Raw genomic sequence first — 18912 nt, forward strand, 5'->3', positions numbered from 1 at the left:
AAAAATCCTTTCTTTATTCAAGAAAGGATTTTTTTTATCGCATCGCTTTTTCTTTCATCATCGTGGAAGCCAAACCGGTCACGATATTCGAAGCAGCAAAACTGAATAAGCCGGAAGATATGGCTTCCTGTCCTGCAAATAGTGCATCGTTTGCAATGCTTTCCTTAAAAAACAAACCGGCTGCAATTCCCACTATTATCCCGATTGAGGATAGGAAAGCGTATTTCCAGGGGACCGGCTGGGGTTTCCAGGGTACAGGATCGGGTTCTGCAAGCCAGAGCCGCCATCCTTTGAATTTCATACCACTCCAACCTAATATGGCAAAAAAGAATGTTTCCATAATTTATTGATTTTGAGTTTTCATTAGTAGCGAAGCTATACCGGTAAGAAGGTTCGAAGCTGCAAAACTAAACAAGCCTGAAGCAATCAGTCCGCGTCCGGCAAAAAAAGCGTTGTTGGCGATGGTATTGCTAAAAGACAAACCGCTCGCTACCCCAACACCTATGCCTACAGCCGATATGACCACATAAAACCACGGTTCGGTTTCGGGTTTCCACGGAATTGGCTGCGGTTTTGATTTTCGAAAGCTCTTCCACCAGCCGGGATACCTTGTTCCCCACCAGCCCAAAGCTGCAAAAAATAAAAATTCCATAGGCTGTTATTGCTTTCTGGAATCCATCGCTATAGAGGCGATACCTGTTACAATGTTAGAAGCCGCAAGGCTGAACAAACCGGAAGCTATCATACCTTGTCCGGCAAACACAGTGTCATTTGCAATTGAATTGTTAAAAAACATACCTCCTGCAATTCCCACTCCGATACCTACAATTGATATTACCGCATATTTCCACCATGGTTCAGGATCCGGGTGCGGCGGTTTTGGCCCCCACCACCATCCTGGATATTTTGTTCCACACCAACCCATAGCTGCAAAAAATAAAGTTCCCATAATATTACTGTTTAGTTAATGCCTACTCTCAAGCTTTTCGGCGTCTGCTTTATTTTAATACCCAAATCTAAACATAACATCATTCATTTTAGTAAGGAAATACCTCATTTTTGCAGGGTGAAATTACCCTTTTTCATTCAAAGCCGTTCAAAAAAACTTCCATTATATCGCTTGCTGCTCTTTTGGCTTCAGCAGTTTTTTTCGTATCATTGCGTTGCTTTTAACAAACTATAATGAGTCATTCATCACACTGCCTAAACTGTCATCAGGAAGTACTGGGGAAATTTTGCTACGATTGCGGCCAAAAAACAGATACCCACCGCATTACCTTCAAACATTTTGTCCTCCATGATATCCTGCATGGTGTATGGCATTTTGAAAAAGGGATTTTATTTACAATCAAAGAAGCACTCATAAGGCCCGGAAAGGGTTCCTTGGACTATATAAGCGGTAAAAGGGTAAAGTATTACAATGTTTTTTACCTGCTTTTGGTGCTTATCGGCCTGAATATTTTCCTGAGCCATTATTACGATGTGTTTTCAAGTAAGTACCTCAACATTGTTTTTGAAAAAGAATCCGACGAAAGCGAACTCGACAGGTTCCTCTCCGAACATGCCAAACTGATTATTTTTTCTATCGTCCCGCTTTTTGCCCTAAACAGCTTCTTGGTTTTTAGGCGGAAACGACTGAATTTCAGCGAGCATTTTATAATTGCCGGAATGGTTTACCTTGGAGTTATTCTTTTGGTAACCCTGACCGAAATACTCAGTTTCCTCGATTTTTTCAAATATATCGATGTCGTATCCAAATTTTCAAGCCTGCTTATATCATTTGCCATAATGGCCTACGTGCCTTTTGCCTATTATAATGCTTTTCATTCCGACTATTCAAAAAGGAGGTTTTTATTCAACATGTGCCTATTCGGGTTTCTTTTAATGGTTGAAATTACATTTTTTGCTACTTTAGGCATCCTGTATATCGATAAATAAACAACAAACATACTGCCATGGTATTTGTAATTCTTAGTATTCTCTGCAGCGTTTTGGTAGGTGTTTTACTCAAAACCGTCAAAAAAAACAACCTCAGTTTTTACCAGATCATCACTTGGAATTATGTTTTTGCGTTGCTGCTCACCTATGTGGCCTACAAACCGAACCTGAGCGTTAACTTCAGTCATTCAACCGGTTATATCGTGCTCTGGCTCTGTTTGTTGCTTCCGGTTGTTTTTGTTTTCCAGGCAAAAGCGATCCGGTATAACGGTATCGTCAAAACAGATATCGCACAGCGGTTGTCCTTATTCATCTCCCTGATTGCATCTTATTATATTTTTGAAGAAAAGTTCAACACCTTCAAAACCATAGGATTATTGTGTGCCTTTACAGCCATCCTTCTCACCCTGTACAAAAAAGATACCACCCAAAGCAAGAACCCCAACTGGTATTACCTCCTTTTGGTTTTGGCCGGTTTTGGAATTATTGATGTCCTGTTCAAGAAAACCGCATCCGTAAACGAAATGCCTTTCACCCAACTGCTTTTCTTTATTTTCTGCGGTGCTATGATTATCGCTTCACTGATTTCTTTGTACTATTTGGTAACCAAAAAGGAGCAATTCGGTTTTGGCAATATCCTTTGGGGACTGGGCGTTGGGGTTTTCAATTTTGCCAATATCTCCTTCTATATCAAAGCCCATCAGGCGCTGCCTGCCAATCCTTCAACCGTTTTTGCCTCCATGAACATGGGTGTGATTTTATTGGGCAGTGCCGTCGGAATCCTTGTCTTTAAAGAGAAAATGACTAAATTGAATTACCTCGGAATTGCCTGTTCCATCCTGGCCATCCTTTGTATCGCTTATTCCCAGCTCCAATAATCTTTCAGAAAATGATGCCTTGTTTGCACAGCCTTGTGTATCGTTTGCACAGTCTCGTGTAGTGTTTGCACAGCCTCGTGTAGTGTTTGCATAGCCTCATGTAGCGTTTGCACAGCCTCGTGTATCGTTTGCACAGCCTTGTGTACCGTTTGCACAGCCTCGTGTAGTGTTTGCACAGCCTCGTGTAGTGTTTGCACTGCCTTGTGTAGTGTTTGCACAGCCTCGTGTAACATAACAAAACGCCACAAAAAAAGCCCCAATCAATTTGAGGCTTCGTATTTATTTTGCTAAAGAATCTTTTTCTTTCCTTGTTTTATAATTGTGGAGGAAGTCGCCTTTCGGTTTTCCTAAATCGAAGGAACTGAATTTGGTCAGGAACCTTGTACTGGTCCGGGCTTCATCCCTATCCATGCCTTCATACTCAATCCTGTACAAGGCCGAATACATCTCTGCGCGCCCCACTCCGTGGTAACAATGGATCAGCACCGGATAATTGTCCTTATTGTCCATAATCTTAAAGAAAGTATCCAGGTTGTGCTGTTGCGGTACCTGGTCCGAACCGTTATTGAAATAATTGACACCCGGAATTTTAGCCACCGCTTCTTTCTCGGCCGTTAATTCTTTGGGCACTTCCGGATTGTTGACCAAATCGCCGGTTCCCGGGAAACGCAAATCTACGATACTCTTGATGTGGTATTTTTTAACGTAGTCCGCAATTTCGTCCGGCGGGATCACACCGCTTTTATACACTTTGCCTTCGGTAATGGTCTCGAAATTATGGTTGATGTTCATATCATACACATACTTCCCTCCAAAGAAAGCCGCCACCAAAAGAACTACTATAATTATTTTCTTTTTCATATGCTATTTTTTATAATACAATTGCTGATCGATAATCCTTCTCATATAATCCTGCACAAAAGCTTCACAGGCCTGGCCCGCTGCCAGCATTTCCTTGTTAGGATGCGCCATCAGGTTTTTTTCAAGCCCTTTATCGTTTTTGTCATAATAACCGGTAATTTTCTTTCCGTCAAAAGTACAAATATAATTGCCTCGCTGGAATTGGTATTGGTTCCCGTTGAAATTAATCGCATACGGAATGATTTTTGTATCCCCGACCAAGCTTCTTCCCCAGCTCCTGAAAGGCTTGTCATAACCTACTAAATCCAAAACCGTCGGATAGATATCGATCTGCTGTGCCAAATCATGTACTTCACCCTTAAGACTTTCGTCCGGTTTGTAAATCAGGATGGGAACGGCCTGCCTGTTGATGATTTTATAATATTCGTCATAAGCCGTAATATTCCCATGATCGGCGGTAATGATAAAAATGGTGTTCTTGAACCAAGGTTGTTTCTTTGCCGATTCGAAAAATTTCTTAAACGAATAATCGGTATACCCTACGCACTGGTGCATCGGGATGGTACCTTTAGGGAATTTCCCTGCAAATTCTTTTGGGACAACGTAAGGCTCGTGTGAGGAAACCGTAAAAATCGTACTGAAGAACGGTTTTTTCTTCTTATCCAGGGTTTGTTTCATAAACTGCAGGAACGGCTCGTCCCAAATGCCCCAGACACCGTCATATAAAGAATCATTGTTGAATTCGGTCTTTCCGTAATAATGGTCAAAGCCTAAAATATTGCCAAAACCAAGGAATCCCATCGAACCGTTTGGCGCTCCGTGGAAAAACGAAGTATCGTAGCCCATTTCCTTAAGGCAGGAAACCAGCGATTGGATTTTCTGTTTAGGGTAAGGCGAAGAAGTGAACGCATCCCTAAAAGAAGGCACGCCCGCCACCACTGATGACATCCCGTGGATAGATTTGCTGCCGTTGGCATACGCATTGGTATAAATCATACTATGTTGCGCCAGCGAATCAATAAAAGGCGTATAACTTACAAAATCCTTTATTGTAGAGTTAGGATTGAAAGCCCCCAAATATTCACGCCCGAAACTTTCGGTAATGATCAATACGATATTGGGTGTCGTTTTAGGATTGTTACGGTACTGTTTTATCGGCTGGAAATTTTGTTCTACCACGCTTTCAGGTACCATGTTTATTTTTTTGAAACTGGTTTTCCCAATGGTCCGGATGATGGCAAAAGGCGTATTGAGGACAATATCGGCGTGTTGCGGTTTTTCTACATAACGGTTGGCATCAATGATATTCAAGGGGCGTGTGCTTTTCTTGAAATCCCCGCGGATACCACCTACCGCCAAAGTAGCAATAACTAGCACTCCTATAATAGAAGAGATAAAATAACCGGATTTGCTGATGGGTTTTTTAGGTACGATTTTTACCTTCTTATACAAATACACCCAAAGGAACGCCATGATGAAAAACAGCAGGTATACGTGCCAATAGCTCACGATAAAACGGAAAAACATATTCCCTTTATTGGATTCGTTCTTCACGATGTCCATAAAGGCGATGGTCGTCCTGGCGTAGGTAAATTTATAATAAATGAAATCGACAAAATTCGTAGCATACGCAACCAGGTTGCAGGTAAAATACAAATACATCAGGAACTTCTGGTAACCTTTTGTGGTATTGGTCCAAAAAGGAAGGATCGAAAACAACAGGAACAGGGCGTTTGCATACAAGATTGCTGTGGTATCAAAGACCAATCCGTGGTACGACAACGTGAGGAATTCGGAAACGGAATCTACTTTGAGCAATTTATAATTGTAGATAAAAAATCCTACCCTTGCCAAAAAATAAAATACATAAGCCAATAAGATTCTGTAAAAAAGGACTTTATATTCCTGTAACCTGAAAAATCTAAACATTGAAGTTCTGTTTTTGAATGTACTGGTAAAAATAGAAAAAATATACGCTTACGAAGGCATTTTAATGGTTAATATTTATTTAAGATATGTAAAACAAAAACTATATTTGTCCTAGTTAATTACACTTTAGGTTATGGAAGAATGTATTTCGGTTTTTGATATGCTAAAAATTGGTGTTGGACCCTCCAGTTCCCATACGCTTGGGCCCTGGCGTGCCGCCGAACGGTTTTTGAAGGAATTAAAAGAAGAAAACATCCTCGAGCAGACCATTCGTGTAAAAGTGGACCTGTATGGTTCGCTGTCATTAACCGGGACCGGCCATGCTACCGATTTGGCTGTCATGCTTGGACTTAGCGGGCAGGACCCGGAATACATCCCGGTGCAGGATATCGACGGTATTATAAAAAGCATCAGGGCAAACCACAAGCTCAACCTAAATGGTGACTTGCCTATCGATTTTACAATCGCGACCGATATTGTATTCAACAAAAACTTCCTTCCTTTCCACGCTAACGGATTGACATTTACCGCCTATACCTCTGATCGTACTTACGAATCCACGTTTTATTCGATAGGTGGTGGTTTTGTGGTGAAAGAAGAACGGGACAATGCCAAAAAGAAAGTGGAAATCAAATGCGCTTTCCCTTATCCTATTAACCTGGCCTCCGAATTATTGGAATATTGCCAGAAGCAAAACCGCAAGATTTCCGAAATCGTTTACGATAATGAAAAATCCATGCGCTCTGAAGAAGCCATTGACCATGAATTGATGCGTGTTTGGGATACCATGCTGGAATGCATGTATATTGGCTGCCATAGCGAAGGAATCCTTCCGGGCGGTTTACACGTGCGCCGCCGTGCTTTCGATATGCACCAAAACCTTATCGGGCTGGCCAATTACTCCAATCCTCAAGAGTGGTTGGAATCTATCCGGAAAACGGAAGTCAAATTCCGTCAGATCCTCAAATGGGTAAGCTGTTTCGCCTTGGCGGTCAATGAAGTAAATGCTTCACTAGGCCGTGTCGTTACGGCACCCACTAACGGAAGTGCAGGCGTTATCCCTGCCGTCCTGATGTATTATATGGTCATTGAAAACCATCAAGCTGACAAAAACCACATCAAGCAATTTTTGATGGTAGCCGGAGAAATAGGCAGTATCTTCAAAAAAGGGGCAACCATTTCCGCAGCGATGGGTGGCTGCCAAGCTGAAATAGGCGTTTCTTCCGCGATGGCGGCAGCAGCTCTTTGCGAAGTAATGGGAGGCACTCCCGAACAGGTCTTGATGGCGGCTGAAATTGCCATGGAACACCATTTGGGACTCACCTGTGACCCAATAGGCGGTTTAGTCCAGATTCCTTGTATCGAAAGAAATACCATGGGCGCCATCAAAGCCATCAATGCGGCAGAACTGGCTATGGAAACCGATCCTAAAAATGCCAAAGTACCTCTGGACAAAGTAGTCAACACCATGTGGCAGACTGCCAAGGATATGAACAACAAATACAAGGAAACTTCCGAAGGAGGCCTTGCAGTTGCTGTGAATATGGCGGATTGTTAGTACCGTTTTTTCAATGCAAAGTTTGCATTTACTTTGTAAAGTATTTTTTTTCAAAATATAAAAGGCACAAAAGATACTATTCTTGTGCCTTTTATTTTTACAACCTAAAATTAACGGCCAGTGTTATCCTGCTTTCGTCTTCTTTTAATTGTGCCGCCCAGGGTGATGCACCAATAGGGCCATTTACATACCCGCTGGGAGAAGTAGTCCCGCCTGCAGAAGTAAAATAAGGAATGGAAGATTTCCGGTACCCATATTCCAAACGGAAAGTCATATAATCGGAAGGCATGATATCAAAGGTTGTGGTAAACTGCAGCAACCGCAATTTTTCGCCATTGGCCAGTGCCACATCATAATTATTAGGAACAGCTCCCGGGGCAGCCGGGGAAAATGCCAGGTATGGCGCCACATTGACACCATTGACTACCGATTGATTGGTTAAATAATCGCCCCGTAATGTAAGTGCCAGCTTATTCTCCTTGAACCAAATCCTGTTCGCTACTGAAGTTCCGATCATAAAATTCTGCGAAGCTTTTACGATATCGCCGGCCTCATTATTCTGCTGGAAACCGTAATGCGAATTGATACTGAAAGCCGCCTGCGAAATGCCTTTGGCTTTTGGAGTCTTAAAATACCGTGCCACTATGCTATTGTCGTGGTGGAAACGGATGCGGCTTGACTGGTTGCCCAAAGCATCCGGGTTCTGTGTGTCTTTTCCATAATAGAAATTGGCCACCAACTGCAGGTTTTCATTGGGACGGTAATAATTGGAATTCCCCACGCCCAGTCCTTTGGCAGAACTGTTATAGCTTTGCCATCCGTTGAGCAGCCACAATTCGGTCTTGAACTTCGCGGAAGGGAACGCCTGTAGCCTTGCCCCTGAAAAATAAAAAGGTGTAAAATCACACAACATGCTACGCTGGTAACTCCAGTTTTCCTGTGTAATATAACTTTCGAGCCCAATGTAGCTCATAAATATCCCCATTTCCAGGTTCAAGCCATACATCGTATCGAAATGATAACCGGCGGCAGCTTCCCGAATGTATTTCAAATTGCCAATGCTTGTATTACGGCCGTGGTTTACCGAACCGTCCAAATCCTGAATGATGGATGCCATTTGCCCGTATTGCAGCCAAAGGCGCCCGATAATATTCTTATAATTGGTTTCTATACCAATGCTGGCGAGATTTAACGTAAACTCATTATGCCTCCCGATGGTAGAAGATATTGTTTGGGTATTATCTAAAGGGTTGGCAAAATTATAATTGTAATAAGCGTCCAGGTAAGCAACGCCAGTCAGGATTGTTTCTCCTTTGCTTGTTAAGGCTAAAGGGAAATTTTTCTGCCTGTTCTGTCCATTAATCCAGGTCAGGTCCATTCCTTCAAAAGGAACCCGAGCAGGGATTGAATCCGTTTGCGAAAAAATCACGGCCGGGTAAAAAAGAATGAGGGTCAAAAGTATGTTTTTCATTGTTTTAATTTGTTTTTCTGTTTAATTCAAGGGTGGAAGCCGGCGTGTAAATCATCGGAACATTCTCGATAGCCACATCGCTTTTGTCCAGCCCAAAGGCCTTTTCATCGGAAAGTGACAATCGTTTGAGCCAGAAATAGGAAGTTAGTAGCCAGCCGTCCTTCAATTCCAGGTCATTTTCAACAGACAGGAATTTTTCGATGATAATAAATTTGAAATCCGGTTCGGCATTGTATTTAGTGGAACCGTCAGGGCGGATATGCAAGTTGAGTTCTTTTCTTTCGACTAATTCCTGGACAATTTTCTTGAAATACAATTCTACTTTCGGTTGTACCCTAAAGCCGAGGTTTAGCACCACTTTTATTACTTTATCATCGAGGATTTCCACGACTTCATAGTTCAGGGTAAACGGGTCGTTCGTCCTATTGATGTGCAGGAACCAATATACATCGGCTCTTTTGGGTTGCTTGGCAAAAATTGATTTTAGGATCTTTTCTTCAATTTCATAGGTTTTATCTGCTTTGGATAAATAAATCAGGTGTGTGGAATATTTCGGGATGCCGTCATCCTTGCTCAATTCCTCCAGCGCGGCCGTTTGTTCTACAAGATTGGTAAATTTCAGGAACCTATTGTTGATTTTACGGGAATAGTACCAAACGTACATCACCATGAAAATAAAAAGTTCGAAAAACAGGAACATCCATCTTTCTTTGATTTTGACCACATTGGCAATGAAAAAAGAGATTTCAATAACCGAAAAAACAAACAAGATAACCGCCACCCAGCCTATTTTGATTTTTTTGATAAACACTAAATAATACGACAGCAGGAAAGTGGTCATCAGCATGGCAATGGTAATGGAAAAGCCGTATGCCGCTTCCATATGCGCCGAATTCTTAAAGTAGAGGATCATCAATACACAGCCTGCCCAAAGAATGGTATTGACGGAAGGAATGTAAATTTGGCCTTTAAGATTCGTAGGGTTCTTCAGTGCTACCCGCGGCCAGAAATTTAGGGAAATGGCTTCATTTATCAAAGTAAACGAACCGCTGATTAAGGCCTGTGAAGCAATGATGGCCGCCAACGTTGCAATTCCGATCCCAATAATAAGGAACCATTGCGGCATAATGGTATAAAACGGGTTTTTTCCTTCCAAAAACAGCGCACCCTGATGCATAAGCCAGGCGCCTTGTCCTAAATAATTGGTTACCAAAGCAATTTTTACGAAAATCCAGGTAAGGCGGATATTTGCCCTTCCGCAATGGCCCAAATCACTGTATAAAGCCTCTGCTCCTGTCGTACATAAAAAAACAGCGCCCAGCAGCCAGAATCCGTGCGGATATTCGACCAATAACTGATAGCCGTACATTGGGTTTAATGCTTTTAGGATATCAGGATGGTGGACAATTTGGGAAACACCCAAAACCAAAAGCATGGTAAACCAGACCACCATTGCAGGCCCGAAAATATAGCCTACTTTCTGTGTTCCGAAACGCTGGAAAATAAACAAGCCGGAAAGAATGGCAATCACAATAGGAACCGTAGGTAAATTGGGAATAATGGTTTCCAATCCTTCTACCGCTGATGCTACTGAAATAGGCGGCGTGATGATCCCGTCGGCCAATAAAGTGGTAGCACCCAAAATAGTCGGGATGACCAATTTCCCTTTTCCGAAACGTTTGACTAGTGCGTATAAGGAAAACACACCTCCTTCTCCCTGGTTGTCAGCCGATAAGGTCAGGAAAATATATTTAAAGGTAGTTTGGAATGTCAAAGTCCAAAACACGCAGGAAATCCCGCCATATACCAATAATTGGGTAATTTGCCTGTCACCTACTATAGATTTCATAACATATAAAGGACTTGTCCCGATATCTCCGTAAATGATACCGAGAGCAACCAAAAGTGTCGCTGCACTTACTTTTTGCAGTGCTGATTTATTCATTTTTGCATTCATTTTAAGTTCTGTTTTGAGTTCGTTTTTGAGCATAGGAATGCCCGATCGCGATGAATATCCTATTCGCAATAGCTTCTTAAATCGTTATGTAAAAGTTAATTACCCCGAATTGAACCGGTAGCCTACACCTGATTCGGTCAATATGTACCTTGGATGGTTGGGGTCATTTTCTATTTTTTTCCTTAATTGCGCTATGAAGACCCTCAAGTATTGTGTCTGGTCAATATAGCCCGGGCCCCAGACTTCCTTCAAAATATATTGATGGGTAAGTACACGCCCTTCGTTTTTGATCAATAAAGACAATAAGGAATATTCCGTAGCGGTAAGTTTGAGTATTTCTTCTTTTACTTTGACAATCCTTGCGGAAAAATCAATAGTTAGGGTATCAAATGCCATTACCGGCTCGTTTAAAATCCCATTTCGGTTGCGTAATGCCGTTCGTATCCGCGCCAGCAATTCCTGGGTACGGAAAGGTTTTGTCAAATAATCATTGGCACCGTTGTCCAACGATTTTACAATTTCGTTTTCAGCGCTTTTTACCGATAATATTATAATAGGATCAAGGTACCATTCCCGAAGATGCAGCAATACGTTTTGGCCATCATCGTCAGGCAATCCCAAATCAAGGATAATCAGGTCCGGCGGATGGTTGGCCGCGAAGAGCAATCCTTCCTTTGCATTGGAAGCGAAAACCGTTTTATATCCATTGGAATCAAGGGTAATTTCCAACAGTTTCCTGATTTGACTTTCATCATCAATGACTAAAATAGTGGCATTATTCATGGCTAATCGAATTCGTTTGCATCACAGCTGCCGGAAAAGCGATGGTAAACACCGCGCCTCCTCCTTCTTCTTTATTTTTCAGGGAAACTTCTCCTTTTTGAGCCTCGACAAATCCTTTCACGATAGAAAGCCCAAGGCCAGTCCCGCCGGTTTTTGAATGTTGCAGGCGGTAGAATTTATCAAAAACTTTATCTATTTCCTCTTCCGGGAACCCATTTCCGTCATCGGTAACGGTTATGATGCAAGTCATGGCATGTTCCTGTTCCAATTCAAAACTTACTTCGGGGTTATATGCAATGCTTACTTCAATCAAAGCGCCTTTCGGAGTATATTGGGATGCATTGAATATCAGGTTGTAAAGAAGTTGTTCCGTCAGCCCGTAGTCCAGTTTGAACAAAGGAAGATAATCGGGCGAATTCACTTTTATCCTATGAAGGTTCAACTCCTCTTTCAGGGAATCCAGGACGTTGTACGTTAATTCCTTTATATCGCACCAGTCCATTTTTGGCTGGATATAACCCGATTCCAGGCGCGACATATTCAGTAGGTTTTCTACCTGATGGTTTAGCCGCAAAGATGCTTTTTCCATTTCAGATAAAAGTTTTGCCTGGTTTTCTTCTGAAAGTTGGGCCGACTTCTCCTGCAAAGTGCCCACAGCTCCCATAACGGTAGAAATAGGCGTCCTGAGCTCATGCGATAAAGAATCCAGCAAGGTATTGTACAGTTTCATGGTATGCAGTTTGGCTTCCTTGGCATGGGCCAACTGGTTTGCCTTTCTTATCTTGTAGGTTAGCACACCATTGATCAGCGCTATAATAAAGAAAAGAAGAAGCAATAATGCATCCTTGGCCGTTTCTACATGTAACGTATAATAAGGCTTGATAAACAGGAAATCCATGATGATGGCGCTCAATACCGCCGCCAGTAAAACCGCATAGATATCCAGGAAAATAGCCAGTACGGAAACCAATACAAGCAATAAATAACCTATAACGGTATAATCGAGGAAGCTTCTCGTAAACAGGAATACAACCGATACCATACTTACCGAAGCAACGCTAAATACGTATTGGTTTTTGGGCCTGATATGTTGAATCAACTTTTTCAATTTCTTATGACTTAATTACATTGCAAAGTTAAACCATAAGTTGTAAGTATTTTATAATATAAAACCCGGCCGGTATAAAGATTTTATAAAGATTTATTTCCTCCTGGTATCTATGATGTGAATGATTTTCCAGGTATCGTTTTCCTTAAAAAGCGTGAAAGAATTTACGCCCGAATGGCTGAGTTTGCCGTTTACATAAAATTCATATGGAGTCCAGGCATGGGCCATCGCCCCATCGATTTGGATTGTATAGCCTAGTATTTTTTCTTCAAATTTCAAATCTGCCGGGAAAGTGGAGAAGGATGCATAGAATTCAGCTGTTTTTTCGTCTACAAGCCTGCTGCTCTTTACACCTTCCACAACAGATTGCAACATCATTTTTTCATGGCATACAGCCTTTATCTTAACCGTATCTTTAGCATGGAAACCTTCAAAAAAAGAAGTGATAGTTTTTTTAACATCAGCTTGTTGGGCATTTCCATTTAAACCCAAAATAAAGACCAATAACAGTATTGTTTTTTTCATATCCATACAATTTAAAAACTTTCTAATTGGTATGAATAATCCGATTATTGTTACACTTTTATAGAATTTGTAGTACTTTTACACTTTAATACATTACAGCTATGTCAACCGCGAAAAAAGATTACAAAAGAATAACCACAAAGTCCCTGATCGATATGAAGGCCAATGGCGAAAAGATTTCAATGCTGACTGCATATGATTTTACCATGGCAAAAATAGTTGACTCGGCCGGTGTAGATGTGATATTGGTTGGTGATTCGGCAAGTAATGTTATGGCCGGGCACGAAACAACATTGCCTATTACCCTGGACCAAATGATCTACCATGCTTCTTCAGTGGTCCGTGCTGCGGAAAGAGCCCTGATTGTGGTCGATTTGCCCTTCGGTTCGTACCAATCGGACTCCAAGGAAGCCTTGCGTTCTTCTATCAGGATTATGAAAGAAAGCGGCGGGCATGCGGTAAAGCTGGAAGGCGGAAGCGAAATCAAAGATTCCATTAAGAAAATATTGAATGCCGGGATTCCGGTCATGGGGCATTTAGGCCTTACGCCGCAATCCATCTATAAATTCGGGACGTATACTGTCCGTGCCAAAGAAGACGCAGAAGCTGAAAAATTATTGGACGATGCCAAAATGCTCGAACGGATTGGCTGTTTCGCTTTGGTACTGGAAAAAATCCCGGCCCATTTGGCTCAAAAAGTCGCCGAAAGCATTTCTATCCCGGTTATTGGTATCGGAGCAGGAAGCGGGGTTGATGGCCAGGTATTGGTTTTGCATGATATGATTGGGATGACGCATGAATTCAGCCCGCGTTTTTTACGCCGTTATATGAATTTGTACGAAGACATGACCAAAGCCATCGGGAATTATGTAACCGATGTGAAATCAGTGGATTTCCCCAATGCAAATGAACAATACTAATTTGCCGGCAGTTTAAAAATGGCAGAAAAGATCCTTTCGAATAAAAACAACTTGCAGGTTATCCACGAAGACAACCACATTATTGTCGTGAACAAACGTGTGGGAGATATTGTCCAGGGAGATAAAACCGGAGACAAACCCTTATCCGACGTTGTAAAAGAATACCTGAAAGACAAATATAACAAACCGGGTGAAGTTTTCCTGGGAGTAGTACACCGTTTAGACCGGCCCACAACCGGTATCGTGGTATTTGCAAGGACCAGCAAAGCCCTGACACGCCTGAACGATTTGTTCAAAAACCGGGAAACTAAGAAAACCTATTGGGCTGTCGTAAAAAACAAACCGCCCAAAACAGAAGACAATCTAATCCATTTCCTGAAAAAGAACGAAAAAAACAATACTTCAAAAGCGTACATGAAAGAAGTCCCTGAAAGCAAAACCGCCAGCCTGGATTATAAGATCATAAAGGAACTTACGCATTATTTTGCCCTTGAGATCAACCTTCATACAGGGCGCCATCATCAGATAAGGGCACAATTATCGGCTATAGGATGTCCTATAAAAGGAGACCTGAAGTATGGTTTCGACCGAAGCAATCCTGACGGAGGCATCCATCTCCATGCCCGGAAACTGAGTTTCATCCATCCGGTGACCAAAGAAAACCTGACCCTTACGGCTCCCGTTCCCGATGATGTGATTTGGCGCGCAATATAATTTCATATCTTTAGTAAAAAAATAGTCTATGAGAAATTTTCCTTCTGTATCTGAAAGAAAAGAAATGCTTAAAAAACTTCTGCGGAGCATCATTATCCACGAAGAAGAAATACTCGAAGCCTTATACAAAGATTTCAAGAAACCGAAGTTTGAAGGAGTCCTTTCGGAAACAGCCTATATCATTTCCGATTTAAAGAACACCATCGACAACCTTGATTCCTGGGCAAAGCCGAAAAGGGTTTTCCCGTCACTGCTTAATTTCCCTTCCTCCGATTACATTTACAGCGAGCCCTACGGAAGAGTGTTGATAATTGCCCCTTGGAATTACCCTTTCCAGCTGGCATTTTCCCCGCTTATCGCTGCGGTGGCTGCCGGTAATAAAGTAACGATAAAACCTTCTGAACTTACGCCATATACCTCGGCCATTATCTCTAAAATAGTCCGGGAAACATTCGATATCAAGCAAGTGGTTGCTGTTACCGGCGATTATACCATTGCACAGGACCTGCTCCAAAAACGGTGGGATTATATTTTTTTTACCGGAAGTGTTGCCGTTGGGAAAATAGTGGCCAAAGCAGCTGCCGAACACCTCACGCCCGTCACGCTGGAATTAGGCGGCAAAAACCCTTGCATTGTAGATGAGACCGCCAACCTTCCTTTAGCGGCCAAAAGGATAATCTGGGGAAAGATCCTCAACGCCGGCCAAACGTGCATTGCGCCCGATTATATTTTAGTCCATTACCGCGTCAAGAAGAAACTGGTCGGATTCCTGATGGAAGAAATTGAGAATGCTTTGGGTGAAAACCCGGAGTTATCCGAAGATTTTGCACGGATTATAAATCTTAAGAACTGGAGAAGGCAAATCAGCCTGCTGGAGCATCAAAATATTTTATCCGGCGGTGAAAATACCGAAGAAACCTTATATCTTGCTCCTACCCTTATTGACGAACCGGACCTCGATAGCCCGCTAATGCAGGAGGAAATTTTCGGGCCTATTTTACCTATTAAATCGTATGAGAACAAATCGGATATCGAACGGATTGTTTCCAAATATGAAAAACCACTTTCCATGTACCTTTTTTCCGAAAACAGGGCTTTTATAAAAGAATTTTCAGCAAGATATTCTTTTGGAGGCGGTTGCATAAACGATACCATTATCCATTTTTCCAATAAACGCCTGCCGTTCGGAGGCGTTGGTCATTCGGGAATAGGCGCTTATCACGGAAGCCGTGGTTTTGAATCTTTTTCACATAAAAAAGCGGTGGTAAAAAAAGGCAACTGGCTGGATATCCCCATAAGATATGCTCCTTACAAAGGCAAATTGGGTTTATTAAAAAGAATATTAAATTGGTTATAAGTATAAAAAAATGGAAGAATTACATCAAAAACGAAACTCCCTGGACATAGGAGAAGTGGTCAACGACGCTTTTGAAATTTATAAAAAAACATACATACAGGCCGGATTGGCTATTTTATGCATTTATTTTGTACTGGTGTTGCTGTTTTTTATTGGAAGTAAGTTTTTCTTCAAAATGGAAGACCTTCCTGAGATCATGAAAAATTTCAACCCGGAAAAATTCAGTTCGACCGGAAAACTAATCTATATCGCCTGCAGCGCGGTTTTCCTTTCTTTGATAGCGCCTTTTATGGCCGGGATATTTAAAATGTTCCAGGATTCCGACAATAATGAAGAAATCGCGTTTTCTGCTATTTTTGCGTATATCAATAGCCCGAAATACATCCACATCGTTTCGGCTACAGCAATCATAGCCGTTTTATCGAATGGCTTCAACCTCTTCCTAAAGGATTTTTTTCCTGAATTTGTGGGGATACTCCTGGGCGCCATTATTTCGCTGGCCATCGGGATTCTAACCTATATTGTAATTCCGCTGGTTATTTTCAAAAACCTGAATTGCATTGCTGCCATTAAAGAAAGTACCAAACAAATCGGGACGCATTTATTCCCTGCCGTAATACTGATGGTTATTGCTTTTGTTTTCTCCTTTATTGGTATTTTTGCTTTTTGTATCGGGATATTTTTTACCATACCTTTCTTGTATGCCATGCAGTATAGTGTGTACAAAAGACTGAATTAAAATTTGAACTGCATAAAAAAACCCGTCTCGTTTAGAACAAGACGGGTTTTGTTTTTTATCCTGGAAAAGGATTATCTCAAAGTAAAGCTGGTTTTGGAAACCAATACATCTTTATCGAAAATATTCACAAAATAAGATCCTCCCTGGATATCGGCAACAGACAGGTCTTTTTCTACTTTTACCGTTTTGTTTTCATATTTTACAGTAGCGATAAAACTATAGGTTAAGGATTTTTCGCCGAAAGCCTCTGTTTTTTTCTCTCCAAGTACATTGTTTTTACTGTCAATCACCTGAACATAATACGCTTTATCTCCTGATTTTGCAATTAGGTTTTCAGCAATCATGAAACTGATTTTAAGCACATCAGCCCTGCTGGCCTTATCTGTGGCAACCTGTTTTCCTGAACTACGTTGTTTTACAGCAGATGTTTGTAGGTTTAAGATGGTCAGCCTCGAACCTTTCTCGACCGTTTTGGCCAGGTTATCGTTGTGGGCGGTAAGCGTATCGTTAGCTCTTCTGGCATCAGTAAGGACAACGGCTGTGCTGTCTCTTTCCACTGTCAGGCGCTCGTTTTGTTTTTTAAGCTGCGTAACCTGTTTCATCAGGTTGTCTACACTGCTTCGCAATTTTATGGCTTCTGTTTTATATTTTGACATAGAGGCCGCATCTCCTTTGGATTTTTCCACATCGGCCATTAATTTTTGAACTCGGTCCCTTTCTACAATCAGCTCTTCAGACATTGAAGTGTTGGAGGCAATTGCCGCGCTCAACGAATCGTTGGCTGCATGCAGGTCTTTTAAAACTGAGTCTTTTTCACTCATTAATACTTTTTCAACGGCTTTAGAATCACTGGTCAGCTTGTACATGTAACCCAAACTCCCTAATAATAATAACGCTAAAATGAGGATAATCGCTTTAAGGCCAGAGTTACTTTGTTTTTGGTTTTCTTCCATTTTTTTCGGTTTTTAATAGGTGCTAATTTAATTTTTTATTTGAGACTTTCATAAACATAACGCAAGTTTACATAAAAATAGTATTTTTGACTTATTATAATCACAAATATGGAGAATTTAATTCGTTTTAAACAATCTGATTTAGCCAAAATCACTAATTTCAGGAACGGTGAAGTAAAGTTTGGAGAGAAGATAATCATAGTGCCCAAAGACGAAGATGTGATGGATTTTATGACCCGGTCTGATGCGAAATATGTCATTATCGGCATTCCTGAAGATGTGGGCGTTAGGGCGAATTTAGGCCGTCCGGGAGCAAAAACCGCCTGGCAGAGTGCCATACAAAGCATTGCCAATATCCAGCACAATAAATTCTGCAAAGGAAGTTCCATCCTGATTTTAGGCCAGGTGGATGTTTCCCAGGAAATGGAAAAGGCACAGGACCTGGATGAAAACATACCCGAAGAACGAAAAAAACTCTTCTCGATAGTAGAACAAATCGACAAAGAAGTATCCCACATCATATTTTCCATTGTAAAAGCAGGCAAAAAACCTATCATCATCGGCGGTGGACACAACAATGCCTACGGTAATATAAAAGGGACGGCCCTGGCCAAAGGAAAACCTATCAATGCGATTAATTTTGACGCCCATTCCGATTTCAGGATTTTGGAAGGAAGGCATAGCGGCAACGGTTTTTCCTATACTTATGACGAAGGTTTCCTTAAAAAATATTTTATTTTCGGGCTTCACGAAAGCTATACGTCCAAAAGTGTTTTGGATACCATCAAAAAACTAGACGACAGGGTCCGTTACAACACGTATGACGAAATAAAAATCCGGCGCCAGAAAAATTTCGATTTTGAAATGCAGCAATCTTTAGACTTTATCAAAAGTGACTGTTTCGGGATTGAGATCGATCTGGACGCTATCCCAAACATTGCTTCCAGTGCGATGACATTGAGCGGTTTTTCCGTAGAAGAACTCCGTCAGTTTGTGTATTATTTCAGCAGGCACCAAAATGCCAGTTATATCCATATCTGCGAAGGCGCACCTTCCTTGGGAGAAGAAAAAAACAACCATCTCATTGGTAAATTGATCGGATACCTGGTTACGGATTTCATAAAAGGGAGCAGCGAAATGTAATACTAATCGGTTATTTTCGTTTCTAATTTCAAAAGGCTATCTTTGTACCGGCTTGCGAACTTATGCAAGCCTTAAATT

19 protein-coding genes are annotated in these 18912 nt (G+C 41.5%); 8 read left to right on the forward strand and 11 right to left on the reverse strand.

Translation table 11 applies throughout. From position 1 onward, the window contains the following. Window positions 1–34: 34 nt before the first annotated feature. The 3 genes from E4635_RS02490 to E4635_RS02500 are packed head-to-tail and all read right to left on the reverse strand — an operon-like array spanning window position 35 to window position 949. Window positions 35–340, reverse strand: coding sequence for a hypothetical protein (locus E4635_RS02490; protein WP_135525024.1), 306 nt, complete (start codon window positions 338–340; stop codon window positions 35–37). A 3-nt stretch (window positions 341–343) separates the two neighbouring features. Continuing rightward, a complete protein-coding gene (locus E4635_RS02495; protein WP_135525025.1) occupies window positions 344–652 on the reverse strand; it encodes a hypothetical protein in 309 nt (102 codons plus the stop codon). Window positions 653–658: 6 nt separating this feature from the next. Continuing rightward, entirely contained in the window at window positions 659–949 is a 291-nt protein-coding gene (locus E4635_RS02500) for a hypothetical protein (RefSeq protein ID WP_135525026.1), read from the reverse strand. A 233-nt stretch (window positions 950–1182) separates the two neighbouring features. Between E4635_RS02500 and E4635_RS02505 the strand changes: the two genes are divergently transcribed. Together E4635_RS02505 and E4635_RS02510 are read left to right on the forward strand one after the other, a co-directional pair. After that, complete coding sequence (locus E4635_RS02505) at window positions 1183–1938, forward strand: DUF3667 domain-containing protein (RefSeq protein WP_135525027.1); 756 nt, start codon at window positions 1183–1185, stop codon at window positions 1936–1938. 17 nt (window positions 1939–1955) lie between these two features. After that, a complete protein-coding gene (locus tag E4635_RS02510) occupies window positions 1956–2816 on the forward strand; it encodes an EamA family transporter (protein ID WP_135525028.1) in 861 nt (286 codons plus the stop codon). A 279-nt stretch (window positions 2817–3095) separates the two neighbouring features. On the opposite strand, the gene E4635_RS02515 is transcribed toward E4635_RS02510, so the two are convergent. Beyond that, a complete protein-coding gene (locus E4635_RS02515; RefSeq protein ID WP_135525029.1) occupies window positions 3096–3677 on the reverse strand; it encodes a dual specificity protein phosphatase family protein in 582 nt (193 codons plus the stop codon). 3 nt (window positions 3678–3680) lie between these two features. Continuing rightward, window positions 3681–5606, reverse strand: a complete 1926-nt coding sequence (locus tag E4635_RS02520) for an LTA synthase family protein (RefSeq protein WP_135525030.1) — start codon at window positions 5604–5606, stop codon at window positions 3681–3683. Between the two features lie 133 nt (window positions 5607–5739). Between E4635_RS02520 and E4635_RS02525 the strand changes: the two genes are divergently transcribed. Then, window positions 5740–7164 (forward strand): L-serine ammonia-lyase, encoded by a 1425-nt coding sequence (locus E4635_RS02525; protein ID WP_135525031.1) that lies wholly within the window; start codon window positions 5740–5742, stop codon window positions 7162–7164. 97 nt (window positions 7165–7261) lie between these two features. On the opposite strand, the gene E4635_RS02530 is transcribed toward E4635_RS02525, so the two are convergent. The 5 genes from E4635_RS02530 to E4635_RS02550 all read right to left on the reverse strand — a co-directional run bounded on the left by E4635_RS02530 (window position 7262) and on the right by E4635_RS02550 (window position 13008). Further along, the gene (locus tag E4635_RS02530; protein ID WP_135525032.1) at window positions 7262–8635 is read right to left on the reverse strand and encodes an outer membrane beta-barrel protein; all 1374 of its coding nucleotides are present in this window, start codon (window positions 8633–8635) and stop codon (window positions 7262–7264) included. Between the two features lie 4 nt (window positions 8636–8639). Beyond that, window positions 8640–10580, reverse strand: coding sequence for a KUP/HAK/KT family potassium transporter (locus E4635_RS02535; protein ID WP_135525033.1), 1941 nt, complete (start codon window positions 10578–10580; stop codon window positions 8640–8642). 111 nt (window positions 10581–10691) lie between these two features. Further along, window positions 10692–11375, reverse strand: a complete 684-nt coding sequence (locus E4635_RS02540; RefSeq protein ID WP_135525034.1) for a response regulator — start codon at window positions 11373–11375, stop codon at window positions 10692–10694. Beyond that, window positions 11368–12483 carry an ATP-binding protein gene (locus E4635_RS02545; protein WP_246020657.1) on the reverse strand — a complete coding sequence of 372 codons (1116 nt, stop codon included), beginning with the start codon at window positions 12481–12483 and terminating at the stop codon, window positions 11368–11370. The genes E4635_RS02540 and E4635_RS02545 overlap by 8 nt, the downstream gene beginning before the upstream one ends. A gap of 93 nt (window positions 12484–12576) precedes the next feature. Continuing rightward, window positions 12577–13008 (reverse strand): nuclear transport factor 2 family protein, encoded by a 432-nt coding sequence (locus E4635_RS02550; protein ID WP_135525035.1) that lies wholly within the window; start codon window positions 13006–13008, stop codon window positions 12577–12579. Window positions 13009–13109: 101 nt separating this feature from the next. Here E4635_RS02550 and panB point away from each other — a divergent pair, with 101 nt between their 5' ends. The 4 genes from panB to E4635_RS02570 are packed head-to-tail and all read left to right on the forward strand — an operon-like array spanning window position 13110 to window position 16738. Further along, complete coding sequence (panB, locus tag E4635_RS02555; RefSeq protein ID WP_135525036.1) at window positions 13110–13928, forward strand: 3-methyl-2-oxobutanoate hydroxymethyltransferase; 819 nt, start codon at window positions 13110–13112, stop codon at window positions 13926–13928. An 18-nt stretch (window positions 13929–13946) separates the two neighbouring features. Further along, on the forward strand, window positions 13947–14642 hold the full coding sequence (locus E4635_RS02560; RefSeq protein ID WP_135525037.1) for an RluA family pseudouridine synthase: 696 nt from the start codon (window positions 13947–13949) through the stop codon (window positions 14640–14642). A 28-nt stretch (window positions 14643–14670) separates the two neighbouring features. Continuing rightward, window positions 14671–15999 carry an aldehyde dehydrogenase gene (locus E4635_RS02565; RefSeq protein WP_135525038.1) on the forward strand — a complete coding sequence of 443 codons (1329 nt, stop codon included), beginning with the start codon at window positions 14671–14673 and terminating at the stop codon, window positions 15997–15999. A gap of 10 nt (window positions 16000–16009) precedes the next feature. Continuing rightward, complete coding sequence (locus E4635_RS02570; RefSeq protein WP_135525039.1) at window positions 16010–16738, forward strand: hypothetical protein; 729 nt, start codon at window positions 16010–16012, stop codon at window positions 16736–16738. 71 nt (window positions 16739–16809) lie between these two features. On the opposite strand, the gene E4635_RS02575 is transcribed toward E4635_RS02570, so the two are convergent. Beyond that, window positions 16810–17691 carry a coiled-coil domain-containing protein gene (locus E4635_RS02575; RefSeq protein WP_135525040.1) on the reverse strand — a complete coding sequence of 294 codons (882 nt, stop codon included), beginning with the start codon at window positions 17689–17691 and terminating at the stop codon, window positions 16810–16812. Between the two features lie 108 nt (window positions 17692–17799). Here E4635_RS02575 and E4635_RS02580 point away from each other — a divergent pair, with 108 nt between their 5' ends. Further along, the gene (locus tag E4635_RS02580) at window positions 17800–18834 is read left to right on the forward strand and encodes a formimidoylglutamase (RefSeq protein WP_135525041.1); all 1035 of its coding nucleotides are present in this window, start codon (window positions 17800–17802) and stop codon (window positions 18832–18834) included. Window positions 18835–18912 lie beyond the last annotated feature (78 nt).

This window comes from Flavobacterium humi (genome assembly GCF_004745595.1).
Lineage (GTDB): Bacteria > Bacteroidota > Bacteroidia > Flavobacteriales > Flavobacteriaceae > Flavobacterium > Flavobacterium humi.